The 15,530-nt window shown below is 46.1% G+C and carries 15 protein-coding genes; 13 read left to right on the top strand and 2 right to left on the bottom strand.

The window, feature by feature from the left end:
- From MKY42_RS27470 to MKY42_RS27435, 8 genes are all read left to right on the top strand, one after another.
- Positions 1-708, top strand: a complete 708-nt coding sequence (locus MKY42_RS27470) for a PspA/IM30 family protein (protein WP_024634152.1) — start codon at positions 1-3, stop codon at positions 706-708.
- 149 nt (positions 709-857) lie between these two features.
- Positions 858-1,505, top strand: coding sequence for a cell wall-active antibiotics response protein LiaF (gene liaF, locus MKY42_RS27465; RefSeq protein WP_090904563.1), 648 nt, complete (start codon positions 858-860; stop codon positions 1,503-1,505).
- A 33-nt stretch (positions 1,506-1,538) separates the two neighbouring features.
- Positions 1,539-2,660: a sensor histidine kinase gene (locus MKY42_RS27460; RefSeq protein WP_090904562.1), complete on the top strand. Its 1,122-nt coding sequence runs from the start codon at positions 1,539-1,541 to the stop codon at positions 2,658-2,660.
- A complete protein-coding gene (locus MKY42_RS27455; RefSeq protein ID WP_090904561.1) occupies positions 2,596-3,270 on the top strand; it encodes a response regulator transcription factor in 675 nt (224 codons plus the stop codon). The genes MKY42_RS27460 and MKY42_RS27455 overlap by 65 nt, the downstream gene beginning before the upstream one ends.
- Before the next feature lie 243 nt (positions 3,271-3,513).
- Complete coding sequence (locus MKY42_RS27450; protein WP_090904560.1) at positions 3,514-4,254, top strand: YwmB family TATA-box binding protein; 741 nt, start codon at positions 3,514-3,516, stop codon at positions 4,252-4,254.
- Between the two features lie 248 nt (positions 4,255-4,502).
- Positions 4,503-6,053: a glucose-6-phosphate dehydrogenase gene (gene zwf, locus MKY42_RS27445; RefSeq protein WP_090904559.1), complete on the top strand. Its 1,551-nt coding sequence runs from the start codon at positions 4,503-4,505 to the stop codon at positions 6,051-6,053.
- 406 nt (positions 6,054-6,459) lie between these two features.
- Entirely contained in the window at positions 6,460-6,858 is a 399-nt protein-coding gene (locus MKY42_RS27440) for a DoxX family protein (protein WP_090904558.1), read from the top strand.
- A gap of 361 nt (positions 6,859-7,219) precedes the next feature.
- Positions 7,220-8,803, top strand: a complete 1,584-nt coding sequence (locus MKY42_RS27435; RefSeq protein ID WP_090904557.1) for a peptide chain release factor 3 — start codon at positions 7,220-7,222, stop codon at positions 8,801-8,803.
- Between the two features lie 519 nt (positions 8,804-9,322).
- On the opposite strand, the gene sspI is transcribed toward MKY42_RS27435, so the two are convergent.
- Entirely contained in the window at positions 9,323-9,556 is a 234-nt protein-coding gene (sspI, locus tag MKY42_RS27430; protein ID WP_339846203.1) for a small acid-soluble spore protein SspI, read from the bottom strand.
- A gap of 183 nt (positions 9,557-9,739) precedes the next feature.
- On the opposite strand from sspI, the gene MKY42_RS27425 reads away from it, so the two are divergent.
- The 4 genes from MKY42_RS27425 (at position 9,740) to MKY42_RS27410 (ending at position 12,804) form a co-directional block, all read left to right on the top strand.
- On the top strand, positions 9,740-10,402 hold the full coding sequence (locus MKY42_RS27425) for a TrkA family potassium uptake protein (RefSeq protein ID WP_090904556.1): 663 nt from the start codon (positions 9,740-9,742) through the stop codon (positions 10,400-10,402).
- 101 nt (positions 10,403-10,503) lie between these two features.
- Positions 10,504-11,292 carry an RNA methyltransferase gene (locus tag MKY42_RS27420; protein ID WP_179263017.1) on the top strand — a complete coding sequence of 263 codons (789 nt, stop codon included), beginning with the start codon at positions 10,504-10,506 and terminating at the stop codon, positions 11,290-11,292.
- Positions 11,293-11,465: 173 nt separating this feature from the next.
- Positions 11,466-12,056 (top strand): sigma-70 family RNA polymerase sigma factor, encoded by a 591-nt coding sequence (locus MKY42_RS27415; RefSeq protein ID WP_111620069.1) that lies wholly within the window; start codon positions 11,466-11,468, stop codon positions 12,054-12,056.
- Entirely contained in the window at positions 12,043-12,804 is a 762-nt protein-coding gene (locus MKY42_RS27410; RefSeq protein WP_339846192.1) for a DUF3600 domain-containing protein, read from the top strand. Before MKY42_RS27415 ends, MKY42_RS27410 begins: the two co-directional genes overlap by 14 nt.
- Before the next feature lie 90 nt (positions 12,805-12,894).
- On the opposite strand, the gene MKY42_RS27405 is transcribed toward MKY42_RS27410, so the two are convergent.
- On the bottom strand, positions 12,895-13,761 hold the full coding sequence (locus MKY42_RS27405) for an AraC family transcriptional regulator (protein ID WP_339846189.1): 867 nt from the start codon (positions 13,759-13,761) through the stop codon (positions 12,895-12,897).
- Between the two features lie 112 nt (positions 13,762-13,873).
- Between MKY42_RS27405 and MKY42_RS27400 the strand changes: the two genes are divergently transcribed.
- Positions 13,874-15,031 (top strand): Gfo/Idh/MocA family oxidoreductase, encoded by a 1,158-nt coding sequence (locus tag MKY42_RS27400; RefSeq protein WP_339846186.1) that lies wholly within the window; start codon positions 13,874-13,876, stop codon positions 15,029-15,031.
- Positions 15,032-15,530: the final 499 nt, after the last annotated feature.

The raw sequence follows: 15,530 nt of genomic DNA, 5'->3' as shown, positions 1-15,530 counted from the left end.
ATGGGAGTATTTAAACGGATTAAGGATATGACTAAAGCGTCGGTAAACGATATGTTGGATAAAGTGGAAGACCCGATTGTAATGTTGAACCAGTACTTGCGTGACATGGAGGCTGAAATTCACGAGGCAGAGGTAACAGTTGCCAAACAAATGGCGAATGAGCGTCGCATGAAACAGCGTCTGGACGAAGCAGAGCGTACATCGGTACAACGTGAGTCTCAGGCAGAGGCTGCACTGGCTAATGGTCAGGAAGAAGTGGCCCGTAAATTGCTGGAAGAGAAAATCTACTTCGATCAAAAAATTACGGAATACAGAGAACTTCATGCTCAATCCGAAGCTCAAGCCAAAGATTTGCTGCAACAGCTGCATGACATGAAAGATGAGTTCTACAAAATGCGTAACAAACGTAATGAACTTGTATCCCGTGCACAAATGGCAAAAGCCAAAAAACAAATGTCCCAAATTAACAGCTTGCACTCCATCGAGAGTGGTGGCGCATCCCTTGGATTCCACCGCATGGAAGAGAAAATCATGCAAATGGAAGCGGAAGCTGATGTGATCCGCGCACCTTATCGTAACACACAATCTACGTACACTAATCCTGTAGATACAGAGAAGCAATTCAAAGTAGATCAACAGCTGCAAGCTCTGAAAAACAAAATCGGCAATGGTGCGAAGAATGAAACGGGCGGTACTTCAAAAGAATAACTGTTCGCTCAGCAGACAATATGATATTCTATAAATCGTGAATAAAGAACGGTTTCTAGAACAAAGGTTAAGCCATACAGGTGTTCAAAGCCTGATATGGCTTTTCCGTCGAATTGGGAAGATCAACTTACAGAGGAGGTGCGGCATAGATGAATAAGAAGGGTCAATGGCTTGCTGTTGTAATCATTGTCATCGGCATGCTGATGTTACTGAACCGAAGTATTAACCTGCTGACCGTCGCCGCACTGATTCTGTTAACGATAGGTATGGTACAAGTTCGTAAGGGTGACACACACAAAGGTTATCGCTTCCTAGGGATCGGTGCCGCTCTGTTGTTGCTTGATAATCTAATGATTGTATTTTTGATTGTACTGGCTTCACTCGCCTATTTTTATTCCAAAAACAAAAAGATTCATCTAGACGGGCATGTCATGCGCAAGCAAAATTTCATGGCTCGTTACTATTGGGATCAGGCTCCATGGACACTGCGTAGCATGAGCCTATGGCATGCCTTGGGTGAGGTTAACGCAGATCTGTCCCTCTCCATTCCGGAGGATAAACAAACGATTGTGCTTCTGCAAGGTATAATGGGAAATGTTCGTCTGACGCTGCCTGAAGATTATGGTGTTGAGATTGAGGCGACGGTACTCTTTGGACGGATAAGTGTTAATGGGGAACAGGATAGTGGCATGATGAACAAATTGGTATGGAGAACTCCTGGATATGAGTCCAGTGAACATAAAGCAAAATTTGTCATTTCTTATATTGTTGGCGACCTAAACATCAGTAATCCGTAATAAGTTAAATAGGTGTAGAAGGAGGAGACCCGGATGAAGACAAAACGACATACCGATATGGTAACCCGAAGTATGGGTGAAGGGATCCTCCTTGTTTTCATTGTGCTCATTGTAATCTTGTATGTATTGTATACATATGGTTATCTTGCTCCGTTTGCAGGGTGGAGGCATCTGATTCAATCGGGTCTGGCGTTACTGCTGCTCTTGGTCGGTATGGGTGCAGCCTTCGGCTTCTATCAGAGCTACCGGGTCAAACGAAGGCTTGAACTGTTGCGAGAAACGCTGCTGCAATGGGAAAAGGGGTCACTCTCACGTACTGTGCCGGATCTCGGCATTGATGATGTCGGCCGATTAAGTGAGCAGCTTGGACGCATCGGCAAAAAGTGGGAAGATCAGGTCTCTTCTCTGCAAAGGCTGTCTACGAATAACGCGCAGTTGGCTGAACAGGCCAGAATAACGGCCATTGTGGAGGAACGACAAAGGCTGGCACGAGAATTGCATGATGCGGTATCACAGCAGCTATTTGCCATTTCCATGACCGCAACAGCGGTTGGACGAAGAATGGAAAAGGATTTTGCACGTGCCCAGCGGCAGGTGGCCCTAATTGAAGAGATGGCGTCTGTAGCTCAGTCTGAGATGCGGGCGTTACTATTGCATTTGCGACCTGTCTATCTGGAGGGTAAACATCTCGAGCAAGGTTTGCGCGATCTTGTGATGGAGTTGAAAACAAAAGTACCTATGGACATCGTACTCGAAATGGATGAAGACATTCATTTGATCAAAGGCATTGAGAATCATCTGTTCCGTATCATTCAGGAAGCGATGTCTAATACATTACGTCATGCGAAGGCGGAAAAGATGGAGATTCGACTTCAGCGCCGGATGGATGCCATTCGGGTACTGATTCGCGATGATGGTCAGGGATTTGATCTTGACGATCAGAAACAGGCCTCGTACGGTCTGGCCAATATGCGTGAACGTGTGACTGAAATTGGAGGAGCCATTCAATTTGTAACGGCGCCAGGCAAAGGAACACGAATTGAGATTACAATACCTTTGATGAACGATGAAAGCGAGGAAGAACATGTCAATGGAGACGGGAATAGAAACGGAGACGGAAGCGGAAACGTCGATCAAAGTGTTGCTCGTGGATGATCATGAAATGGTACGTATTGGCCTCGCTGCGGTGCTGGATACCGAAGATGGCATTGAAGTGGTGGGGGAAGCGGGCAGCGGTGAGGAAGGCATTCGGCTGGCACAGGAGTATAAACCTGATGTTGTCCTGATGGATCTCGTTATGGAAGGAATGGACGGGATTGAAGCCACCCGGCAGCTGCTTAAAATGTATCCGGAATGCAAGGTCATTGTGCTGACCAGTTATCTGGATGATGAAAAAATGTATCCGGTTATTGAGGCAGGGGCATTCAGTTACCTGCTGAAAACATCCAGAGCCAATGAGGTGGCAGATGCAATACGTGCTGCCGCTCGGGGGCAATCGGTTCTGGAATCACAAGTGGCGTCCAAAATGATGAATCGTTTCCGACAGCCGCAGGCAGTGGCACCGGCTCATGATGAATTGACTGATCGGGAGATGGATGTACTTCGGTTAGTCGCTAAAGGCAAGTCGAACCAGGACATCGCAGATGACCTGATTATTGGGATCAAGACGGTCAAATTCCATGTCACGAACATACTAGCAAAATTGGGCGTGGATGACCGTACACAGGCAGCCATCTATGCTTATAAGAATGGACTTGCGGAATAGAAAAAGAAGCGTGTGATGGTTTAGGCATGCACTATTGGTTTGTTGAATAGATAAGTGAAGTTAAGAAATTGGGGGGAGCACAATTTGAAAGTTTGTTCTGCCCATAAGATGATATAAGGTCCGATCAGCCATGAAGATGGTGGATAGGGCTTTTTTTGTATGCCAAAAAGAAGTTTAGCAAATGAGTAATGGGGGCATGCTGTTGATAGATTCATAGAATGCAAGAAAGAGCGGAGGATTCGAATGTTAAATCGATGGATGACAGCAGGCATACTCGCATTGGCAATCATTATACTTATAGGCATGACTCATGTGTACGCTGAGAAGACGGAATCCGAAGCAGGCAAGCTGGAACAATTGATGAAGACCGCAGATACAGCAATCGATCATGTGGAGCGTTTAGTCATTAAATGGCAAGGCGAAGGCCGTGGAGATGCAAAAGAGCAGGCGGAGCTGCTCGCTCATCGGCTGGGATTACAGCAGCCTGAACGCGTTGTACAGACGGGGCATGATGTGTATCGCAGTGAGATGGCTGCTGATGCTCAGCATGCAGGCATTCTGGTCAATGTTGTCGTGACGGGGGAAAAGGAATACTACACGATCATCCAATTATCAGGCAATGAACATACGGACCAACGTTTATTGATCACATTACATGAACAAGTATCCAAGTTGCTTAACGATTCGGGAATGAAAGCAACTTGGAATTTCGCTGTGCAGGGCACAGGTGCAACTGAAGAAAGTGGCGCCAGCAGTCAATTGCAGCAAATCGAGGAACAGCTGTCTGGAGATATGAATATGCAAGCGATAGAACGTTATACGGATAACAGCACTGCCAGTGTGTCATATGAGGCATCGGATCTGCCCATAGCGATTAAGAGCGGTACGCATCTCTTGAACATGCAGCTTGCAGTCCATAAGGATGACGAAAAGGGGACTAATCGAGTTACAGTAGGTTTCCCGGTGATCACGATCGAATATTAATGCAATATTCAAGCAGATTTATAAGTCTGATCATGAATTTTTATAGATGAAATTTCCATGAAATGTGGAAAAATATTGATAACATTTCTCAGGAAAATTAGTGCAACCCCTGGGGCTTTTATGCTAAAATGGCATCACATCCAAGAAGGAAATTTGCTGGTAATTGACGGTTGTATGTTGCGTATATAACACCATTACATAGCTCGGGGAGAGTGTGGAGATATCTTCCCGGAAAGAAAGAGGAGCCCATGGTCGAAAAACAAATGCAAGATGAAGTGCAGACACCAGGTGCAGTATTTTTCATTTTTGGAGCAACGGGTGATTTGGCCCGCCGGAAGCTGTTTCCGGCGATCTACAGTCTCTACCGCGAAGGCAAGTTAGCCGAAGACTTTGCGGTTATTGGTGTAGCGCGTCGTCCGAGGTCACCAGAAGAATTCCGGGAAGATATCTATGAATCCATTAAGGAGTTCTGCCGCTATCCGGCGGGGGAACCCGAAGAGTGGAACGCTTTTGTCGAACATTTTGAGTATAAATCACTAGATATCAATAACGTGGACGGTTTCAAAGAATTACGTGAGCAGACAGAGAGTCTAGAAGCGAAGTTTAACACACCGGGTAACCGGCTGTTCTATCTGGCGCTGGCACCTGAGCTCTTCGGCAGCGTCTCCTATAGTTTGCGTGATGGTGGAATGCTGGAGAGCCGCGGGTGGAATCGACTTGTAATTGAGAAGCCATTTGGATATGATCTGCAATCTGCGGAGCATCTGAATGAGCAGATCCGTGAAGTATTCCGTGAGGAAGAGATTTATCGGATTGACCACTATCTTGGCAAGGAAATGGTGCAGAATATCGAAGTCATTCGCTTTGGTAATGCCTTTTTCGAGCCGCTTTGGAACAATAAACATATTGCCAACGTTCAGATTACTCTGGGTGAGACGGTTGGTGTGGAAGAACGTGGTGGATACTACGATCATTCGGGAGCATTGCGCGATATGGGACAGAACCATATGCTGCAGATGCTGACGATGATTGCTATGGAGCCGCCAAGCCGTCTATTCCCGGAGGACATTCGGGATGAGAAGGTTAAGGTACTGCGTTCTCTGCGTGCTTTTACCTCTAATGAAGAAGTAAGCACTAACGTTGTGCGCGGGCAGTATACGGAAGGGGAGTATCGTGGTAAGCAGCTTCCCGGTTATCGTCAGGAGGACAAGGTTGATCCTGAATCCAATACGGAGACTTACTTTGCCGCACGTGTATTTGTAGATAATTTCCGCTGGGCAGGTGTGCCATTCTATATTCGGACAGGCAAGCGCCTTCCAGTGAAAACGACCGAGATTGTGGTTGAATTCAAATCCATGCCGAGTAACGTTTATCTGGGGAAAAAGTATAAACTGGAGCCAAATTTGCTCGTCATTCGGGTAAACCCGATGGAAGGAATTTATATTAAAATCAATGCCAAGAAGCCGGGTTCAGACTCCGAGATTCAGCCGCTGGCGATGGACTTCTGTCAGAGCTGCATGATTGGAATTAACTCGCCGGAGGCGTATGAACGTCTGCTGCATGATGCAGCAGAAGGAGACTCCACCTACTTTACCCGTTGGGATGAAGTGGCTACAGCATGGTCCTTCGTTGACCGGATTGCGGCGGCTTGGGCGGAAAATCACGGAGAGCTGCACACGTATCCGGCAGGTACGTGGGGTCCTGAAGCAACAGGCAAACTGCTGGAGCAGGACGGCTTCCACTGGTGGCCGGTGAATGGTCAGGACGAAGACAGTGTCGTCTGGCAAGTGAACAATTAATCATGGGCGTATCACTCATGAGTGGCAAGGATTTTGAATAGAGCGAAGTTATTTTAATGTATTGAGATGGGGCTTGCTCCTTTTATAAATAAGACTTGGGAAGAACGCAGCGATGCGATCTTTTCAGGTCTTTTTTTGCGGTGGAGAAGGTGGGGTGTAAAAATGTGCATATAATAAAATAAGTTATTGACAAAAAGTAAGTATATAACTTATACTCAATCAAGAGTTAAAGAGATTACGCAAAGACATACGGAACCCGATGACGAATCGGAAACGTACATCATTCATGAGATAAAATGTGAACCAGGTGAAGGGGTTACGAAATACATTCATGAGGAAAAAATTTTAGCATAATATCTTTAATCTAAGAATACTATTTTGTATATATTGAATGGAGGAAAAGAAAATGTTGGATGTTGGATTGTTGTTGATTCGTTTGGTGATTGGATTGTCGTTCATGGCGCACGGGGCTCAGAAATTGTTTGGATGGTTCGGGGGATACGGAATCAAGGGAACGGGCGGCTGGTTTGAATCAATGGGAATGAAGCCCGGCGCATTGGTAGCGCTGCTGGCAGGGCTGGCTGAATTCGGCGGTGGATTGCTGCTGGCTCTGGGTCTGCTCACACCGGTAGGCGGCATTCTGATTGCTCTGACTATGGTTATTGCCATTGTGAAGGTTCATGGTGCGAATGGATACTGGTCCACGCAAAACGGATTTGAATATAACCTTGCGATCCTGGTGATTGGTGTAGCAATAGCTTTGACAGGTGGAGGACAATATGCTCTGGACGCATTGATTTTCTAAGAGCGGCACGCGAAATGAATAATGAGTACCTGGACGCCATAAAGATGGCGGAAGGGTGCTCTTTTTTTGCAATCCGAAAAGAGAAGAACCTCTGCTGTACGTAATCGGTTATTTTCGGTAAAGATTATGGTACAATAGGAAAGTTGGATACTAAATCAGGTCTACGGCATGAATGGAAGCACAATGCTTAGGGAGGATGAACTCCGTTGTAAATGTGTAAAATTAACATAGGATGCTTAATTGCCTAATATGCGAAAATGCGAATGTACAATCAACCGGCATAGCCGGATTGCATAAAGATTGAATGGTAGACCGGCCTCGCCGGATTAACGTGAATGAACGGACGAAAGGGATAGAATCTATGAGCAAAGCTGCAGATAACATTCTTCAACAGGAAGTGGACAAACGCCGGACGTTTGCCATTATCTCTCACCCGGATGCGGGTAAAACGACATTGACCGAGAAACTGTTGCTGTTCGGGGGCGCGATTCGTCTTGCCGGTACAGTCAAAGCTCGGAAAGCAAGCAAACATGCAACAAGTGACTGGATGGAAATTGAGAAACAGCGGGGAATCTCGGTAACTTCTTCCGTAATGCAGTTTGATTACCTGGGTCATCGCATCAACATCTTGGATACACCGGGTCACCAAGACTTCAGTGAAGATACGTATCGTACACTGACCGCTGCCGATAGCGCAGTCATGTTGATTGACGTGGCCAAAGGTGTCGAGGCACAGACCATTAAATTGTTCCAGGTTTGTGCGAAGCGTGGTATTCCGATCTTTACGTTCATCAACAAGCTGGACCGTGAAGGACAAAGCCCGTTTGATCTGATGGAAGAACTCGAAAACGTACTGGGGATTCGCTCCGTACCGATGAACTGGCCGATTGGTACAGGTCGTGAGCTATGCGGTGTGTACGATCGGATGAAAAATCAAGTGGAATTGTTCCAAGGGGACGATCACTCGACAATTAAAGTACAAAAAGTAGATGGATACGAAGATCCAATCATTCGTGAGATGGCAGGAGATTATCTGCATGATCAGCTGTGTCAAGATCTAGAGCTTCTGGATGTTGCAGGAGACCAGTTCGACATGGAGAAGGTACAACGCGGTGAACTAACCCCCGTATTCTTCGGTAGTGCCATCAATAACTTTGGCGTGCAGACGTTCCTTGAGAACTTCCTGCAGCTCGCACCGAAACCGGAACCACGTCGCAGTACAGCAGGTGAGATTGAGCCAACGAATGAGAAATTCAGCGGTTATGTCTTCAAAATCCAGGCAAACATGAACCCGGCACACCGGGATCGTATTGCATTCCTGCGGATTGTGTCTGGTAAGTTCCAACGTGGTATGAGCGTGAAGCATAATCGTGTGGGCAAAGAAATCAAACTGTCGCAGCCTCAGCAATTCCTGGCACAGGATCGGGATATTGTAGAAGAGGCTTACGCAGGCGATATTATTGGTCTGTTTGATCCGGGTATCTTCCGGATTGGCGATTCATTGAGCCAAGGCAGCGAGGTTATTTTTGACGAACTGCCAACGTTCTCACCAGAGATTTTTGCCAAAGTTACGGTTAAAAATGCATTGAAACATAAACAATATCAAAAAGGGATTGACCAGTTGACCGAGGAAGGGACGATTCAGGTGTTCAACACCGTTAGCTTCGACGAGACTTTGCTCGGCGTCGTGGGTCAGCTCCAATTCGAGGTATTTGAATACCGGATGAAGGGCGAGTACGGGGTAGACGTGCAGCTCCAGCGCATGCCTTATCAATTTGCTCGCTGGATCGTGGACGAGAATCTGGACCCAAGTAAATTCCGGATCAACTCCGCTCTGGTGAAAGATAAAAAGGGCAATTATGTTGTCCTATTCGAAAATGAATACGCGATGAGAACCGCAATGGACAAAAATCCAACGGCGAAATTCCTGGAGACAGCTCCTTAAGCCGTTTCTTCCTAAAATAGTAAAGACAGCAGAAACAAATGACCTAAATCCCTGATCAGAGGGGTTTAGGTCATTTTTGTTGCTCCCAGCTTTTATATCTCATTAAGAATTCCGTCGCCTAGGCGAAAAGGGAAAATAACATTAGTCATCATTCAGTCTGCTCTCAGCAGCAACGGACGAGGATATCTTCGATCTGTTTGATCAGGTAGCTGAAATCATTGTAGTTGTATGATGATATTACATGCTTGAAGGAAATAGATCAGCCTTGTTAATCGGAGAGTCAGCTTCTAGTGATTAGTTACTGCCGTCTCGGGAAGCTGCATGTATATACACAAACAAGGTACAGCCTCCTGAGTTATGCTCAGTGACTGTACCTTGTTTGGTTGGGGGACCTAATTAGTCTGCGGGGGATGTAACTGCCTTGCTCTTTGGAGCAGGGCACCATCCAGACCAATGAGCCAAATCTTTTTTTGCAGACAGAACAACGTGATGATGGTACCTTTCCCTCCAAGGCTTCAGTTATCTGATGGGTTGAACGGGAATGGTGTGCAGATGCTCCTGCGCGATTTGAATTAATTCTTCCTGCTTCTCAGGTTCCGTGTTCTTCCAGATCATTTCGAAAATGGCACCAAGTCCGGGTAATGCTGCTTCCGGTCCATCTACAGAACCTTCGATCATCTCCCGGAGCTGATCATCACTTTTATCATGAACCTTATGAACAATCGCTTCACGCAGGCTTAATGTAATGGGCATCGCAAGTCCCTCCTCGTATATTCGGCTGCTCTAATACTGTTCCCTGGGAAGCGTGAGCGCATTCAAGTTTATTGGGCTTTGTGGTATACTACGAAGGATATTTAAGTAAACACTGACCCTTAATTGAAAAATGGACTACCAATAGATGCGTAATGCTGAAGTGCAGCGGGAGGTTAGACCCTAATGGCAAAAAAACAATATGCCGTCATTGGCATGGGACGGTTCGGATCAAGTGTAGCCAATGCCCTGAGCGGCATGGGATTCGACGTATTGGCAATTGATGCGGACGAGCAGCGGACTCAGGAAATGTCCAACATTGTGACTCATGCCGTATCGGCAGATTCGACGGACGAAGAAGCGCTGCGTGCGCTGGGCATACGGAATTTTGATGTCGTCGTTGTGGCGATTGGTGAAGACATTCAGTCGAGTATTCTCACGACCCTTATTCTGAAAGATATGGGTGTACCTGTTCTGATTGTAAAAGCACAAAATGAGCTTCATGGTAAAGTATTGCAGAAGATCGGTGCAGACAAGGTTATTTATCCTGAGCGGGATATGGGACTGCGTGTAGCCCATCATCTGACATCTCCAAACATTCTCGATTACATCGAGTTATCTGAGGATTACAGCATTTTGGAGATGAGAGCGTCTGAGCAAATGATCGGTAAAAATCTGCTGGAGCTAAATATTCGTGCACGTTTCGGTTGCAACGTGATGGCGATTCGCAGTGGGAATTCGATGAATATCTCTCCGTATGCGGAGGATCGGATTGCGGACGGGGATGTGCTGATCATCGTTGGTCACAAGGACCATTTGACGAAAATGGAGCTTGCGTATCCAAAGTGATAAGTATAATGACGGGATAAATGGAGCAATCTTTAGTCGGAAAATTTCAATTCGTCATGTAACATGTTGATAAAAAATCCCGCAGACGGAAGGATGGAAAGATGGATATTGTATCACCGCAAAATACACGTGTGAAGGAATGGGCACAGCTGCTGGAGAAAAAACACCGTACCCGTCAACATAAATATATTATTGAAGGCATTCATCTCGTAGAGGAAGCACTGCGCGCCGGGGCGGATCTGGAATGCATTGTTTACGATGGGGAGCAGGGTGTACCCAAGGAACTGGCTGGACTGGAGGCTCCACTTCAGCGCGTGGAATGGATTAGTGTATCCCCTGCGGTTATCGCCAAGTGTACGGATACGATGACACCCCAACCTGTTTTTGCCATTGTACATAAAGGTCGCGAGCTGCTTCAAAGTCTGTTGTCTTCTGCCAAGGGGTTTGTTGTGGTATTGGACAATGTTCAGGACCCGGGTAATGTGGGAACGATCATTCGCAGTGCGGATGCAGCGGGAGCGGCAGGTGTTGTACTCGGTGCTGGTTGTGCCGATGTCTATAATCCGAAAACGATCCGTTCAACGATGGGATCATTGTTTCATCTGCCAATCGTAGAAGGTCCGTTGGAATCGTTGCTGCCTGAAGCAAAGGCTGCGGGCGTAAAGTTGGTTAGTACGTCTTTGCAAGCGGAGTATTCGTGCTACAGTTATGATTTTACACAATCAGTATGGCTTGTGATCGGTAATGAGGGCAAGGGCATATCGGAATCTACTGCACAACTGGTGGACGATGCAATTACGATTCCGATGCAGGGACAGGCAGAGTCACTTAATGCCGCAATGGCGGCAACGATTTTGCTGTTTGAAGCGATGAGGCAGCGGATGGTTTAGCAGATGAATAATATACTTCATGTTTATATGAGGTAAGAGATATAAGCTTATTCCAACTCGAACGATGAGTGAGGAATGGGCTTTTTTGGTATGGCCCGGTGAAAGTTGAAATAAATAAATCGAACGATATGGAGCTGGTATGCCAATATATAGTGTAAGGAGGAAGGGGATGGATGATGAGTGAGGCAGAAAGGTACATAAAACTTGTGGAATTAACCCGGGCTGGTGATTACGAAGCATATGGGGAGTTATATGAGCTAACGGTGATGGATGTGTATCGCACTGTCCGTTTTCTGATTCGTGACTCATCTGACGCGGAAGATCTGGTACAGGAAATTTATATTCAGGCATACAGGTCCTTGGAGCGTTACGATTCGGAGAGAGCGTTTCGTCCCTGGTTAATGGGTGTGACGATGCGGCAGGTCCGAAGTTACCGACGGAGACGATTGACGCAATTTCGTTTTAGCAAGCGGATGGAAAAGTCTGATACGGGGCTGGAGTATGATTTTTCCGGTGACTTAATCAACAAGTTGGCAAATCGTCCTCTGCTTGAGCAGGTACACCGATTGCCGTACAAGCTCCAGCAGGCCATCACTCTTCACTATTTGAACGAGTACACGCAAGAAGAGATTTCATGCATATTGGAAATTCCAATAGGAACGGTGAAATCGCGTATTCATGCGGCATTAACCAAGCTGAGGCAGAATCAGAAGTTGAACCTAGGTATTCGGGGAAAGGTGGAGGATTTGCATGAATCTCGATGAACAGCTGCGAACAGCCTACCAGGAAGAGACCAAAAACTGGATAATTTCTGATAGAACAAAACATAAAATCTTAAATGCTGTTCGACGTGAATCACGTCTCAAAAGACATCGGAAAAAATGGCTGGTTACTGTTCTGCTGGCTGCTGTGCTCATCATTCCTACTGGAGCCTATGCGGGGTATTCCTACTTGGCTAACGAAATGTATGGTTCACAGGAAAATATATCAGCGGTGGGTGGAACATCGGAGGATTATATGAGACTGGAAGCGAAGCTGCAGACAGCCAAAAAACATTTAAGTGAAGAGGAATTTATTCAATTTATGGATCTGATGAAGCAAATGGGGCAAATGGCTTTGAAGTATGCGGATCAACAGGGAGAGATGCACCCCGAGCAATGGAGTGTCACAGAACAGACGGAGTTTAATCGTCTTACTGCAGAACTGGAACCATTTTTCGAAAAGCTGGAAGCAGCAAGTGTAGACTCTCCCAAAGAACCTATGGACCAAGAGCAATTTTGGAAGGAACAGCTGGCAATGGCAGAGACGAAGTTTTCTGAGGAGCAGTTTACCGAGTTCAAATCGTTATATGAACAGATGAAGCAGTATGAATCCTTAGTGTCAGATCAGGATGGGAACATCCATGAAGAACGATTGTCTGCGGAGCAGAAGGAAGAACTGAAGCAGGTACGTGAGCGCATTTTCCCCTTCTTGGAGAAGTTGGGTCTTGATGTTCGTAAACCGGGTGAGTAGCTTAGGTAGTGTTCAGGAGCTAAGGAGCGAAAGGGTGTCATTCCTTTTGCTCCTTTTCATTTTGTAGAAATGATTTCGTAGATAATCTTCTTATCTGCCTTGCACATTCAGCCGATACTGATGCGGCGTGGTGCCTGTTGCCTTGCGGAAGACTTTGCAAAAATAAGATGGGCTGGACATGCCTACACGGTGGCCTATTTCCGGAATAGTATGTGTGGTACTTGTGAGTAACACACAAGCATGACGAATACGAGTGGCCTGGGCGTAAGCAACGATGGTCGTGCCGGTAGCTTTTTTAAATATATGGGACAAATGATAAGGCGATAGATGCAGCGTATCTGCGATATCCTCCAGACGAAACGCTTCATTGTAGTGCTCTTCAATCCATTGCATGACAGCCTCAACATGAGGATGCAGAACGGGAGAGCCCGCTGGGAGCGCAGTAGAGCAGGGAAACTGCCTGTCTTTCCAAATGTAGCGAAGCTGTGCGAGCAGTCCAAGTAAGAAAAGTCGTGTATCCTCTTCCGCTTCATGTGGAAGCAATGTAGGCAGAATATCGGCAAATTGCTCCATCATCTGAACCAGTGGGGATGAAGTGGAAAGACAGATCGGTTGAAGCGGAGATGTATGTCCCAGAAGGTCCAATGTAAAATGATTCGATACGGCAAATTGCCGAGAGTGCGAGTTCAGCAGGTGCTGCTCATACATCAGGACGCTGCGAATAAAGGGATGTTCTTTCGTGACTTGAATCTGGATCTGATGCAGCTGAAAAGGGCGGAATATCATCAGTGTACCCGGTTCAAGGGGGAATGCCTGCCCCTCGGTTATGAGTTGTCCATATCCATCATGGATATACGTGATCTCCATCTGTGAATGAGCGTGAAAAACCTCTCGGAACGCAGTCGTTGAGGTGCGATGGCATACCAGATTAAATTGATCCTCGGTGATGATGGGCATTAGGAATGCCTCCCCTTCAAAAGCGCAATATGGTTTCATTTTATCACAAGATGAACGCATAAAAGCGCTTTATTATTGTGTATTGTGAAGGGAATAAGGGAGGTATGCATTCATGTTAAATGTGGCCATTATTGGAGCAGGCGCAATCAGTGCAGCGCACATTACAGCGTATTTGGCATTTCCTGAACGATGCAAGATCGTAGCTGTGGTGGATATGTACGCGGAAAAAGCACAGAAACGAATTAACGAATACGGATTGGAGGGAGCGCAAGCTGTTACCGATTATCATGAATTGCTGGATCAAAACATTGACTTGGTTTCCGTATGTACCCCACCGTATACCCATGCACCGATCACATGTGATTTTCTGCATGCAGGTACACATGTGCTTGTCGAAAAACCAATGGCCTCTTCTTTACAAGAGGCGGATATGATGCTGGAAGCGGCGCAAAAAAGTGGTAAGTTGCTCTCGGTTGTGGCACAGAATCGTTTTACGACACCGATGATGAAACTAAAATATGTGCTGGACAGCAAACTTATGGGACCCATTCTCCACGTACAGGTCGATTCATTCTGGTGGCGGGGCCATAATTATTATGATCTGTGGTGGCGTGGCACATGGGAAAAGGAAGGCGGAGGCTGTACACTTAATCATGCGGTCCATCATATTGATGCGATGCTTTGGATGATGGGTCCTCCGGTGGAATTACAGGCCATGATGGCGAATACGGCACATGATAATGCTGAAGTAGAGGATATTTCCATGGCAATGCTTCGTTTCCAAGAAGGAGCACTTGGTATGATTACCAGTTCAGTGGTACACCACGGAGAGGAGCAGCAGTTGATTTTTCAGGGTAAAGAGGCAAGGGTATCTGCGCCTTGGAAGGTCGTTGCTTCTACGGCACGAACGAATGGATTCCCAGAACCCAATCCAGATCTGGAACAGCAGATTCAGAAACTCGCTGACGACTTAGCGGATGTTATTCATGTGGGGCATGCTGGGCAAGTGGAGAATGTGCTAAACGCCATTGAGACAGAATCACCCCTTCTGGTGGATGGGAAGAGTGGTCGGAATACACTGGAACTCATTGTAGGCATCTATAAATCGGCCAGTACGGGGGAGAAGGTTACTTTTCCACTAAAGGCGGAGGATGCTTTCTATACAAGGGAAGGGATTATGCAACATGCGGTGCATTTTTATGAGAAAAAGACAGCCGTGGAGAACTTTGAGGATTTGGGAATTACGCTAGGGAGAAAGTTGGAGTCTTAGTTAAATAACAAAAAAAGAGGCCAGTTCCACAGATATTGTGAGATCTGGCTTCATTTTATTGGAATCTTATTTATAAAACAAAATTAATACACTCGTTGGTTTCATCTATTTAATTTTGCGATGGCTTCTCTATTTAACCCTAAGAAGGTTATCTCATGGCCAAGGCAGAATCCGACGTAACTACGACATATTGGCAGGAAGTCATGCAGAAGCTGAAAAATAAATTGACAGAAATGAAAAAACATTGGAGATAAATATCCTCATTTTGCTTGTGATGATGGGAAGTATAATAACATCAACACCGATTAGAGGGTTTTAAGTTTCTGGACGGGTATGCTATGGATTATGTACAATATGACAGGAGAGGAAATCTACCGGCATATGGCATGGTCGTGGGATGAAACTTTGGAACAATGGTTTATAAGACCAATCCCAGATCTTCATCACGATGTTGGCTTCCAGTCATTGGCATCAATGCGGAGAAGATGATGCATTGGAT

Origin of the sequence: Paenibacillus sp. FSL W7-1088 (assembly GCF_037969855.1) — a bacterium.
GTDB lineage: Bacteria > Bacillota > Bacilli > Paenibacillales > Paenibacillaceae > Paenibacillus.
Note: the sequence above shows the minus strand (reverse complement) of the source record. Positions and strands in the feature narration are given on the sequence as shown.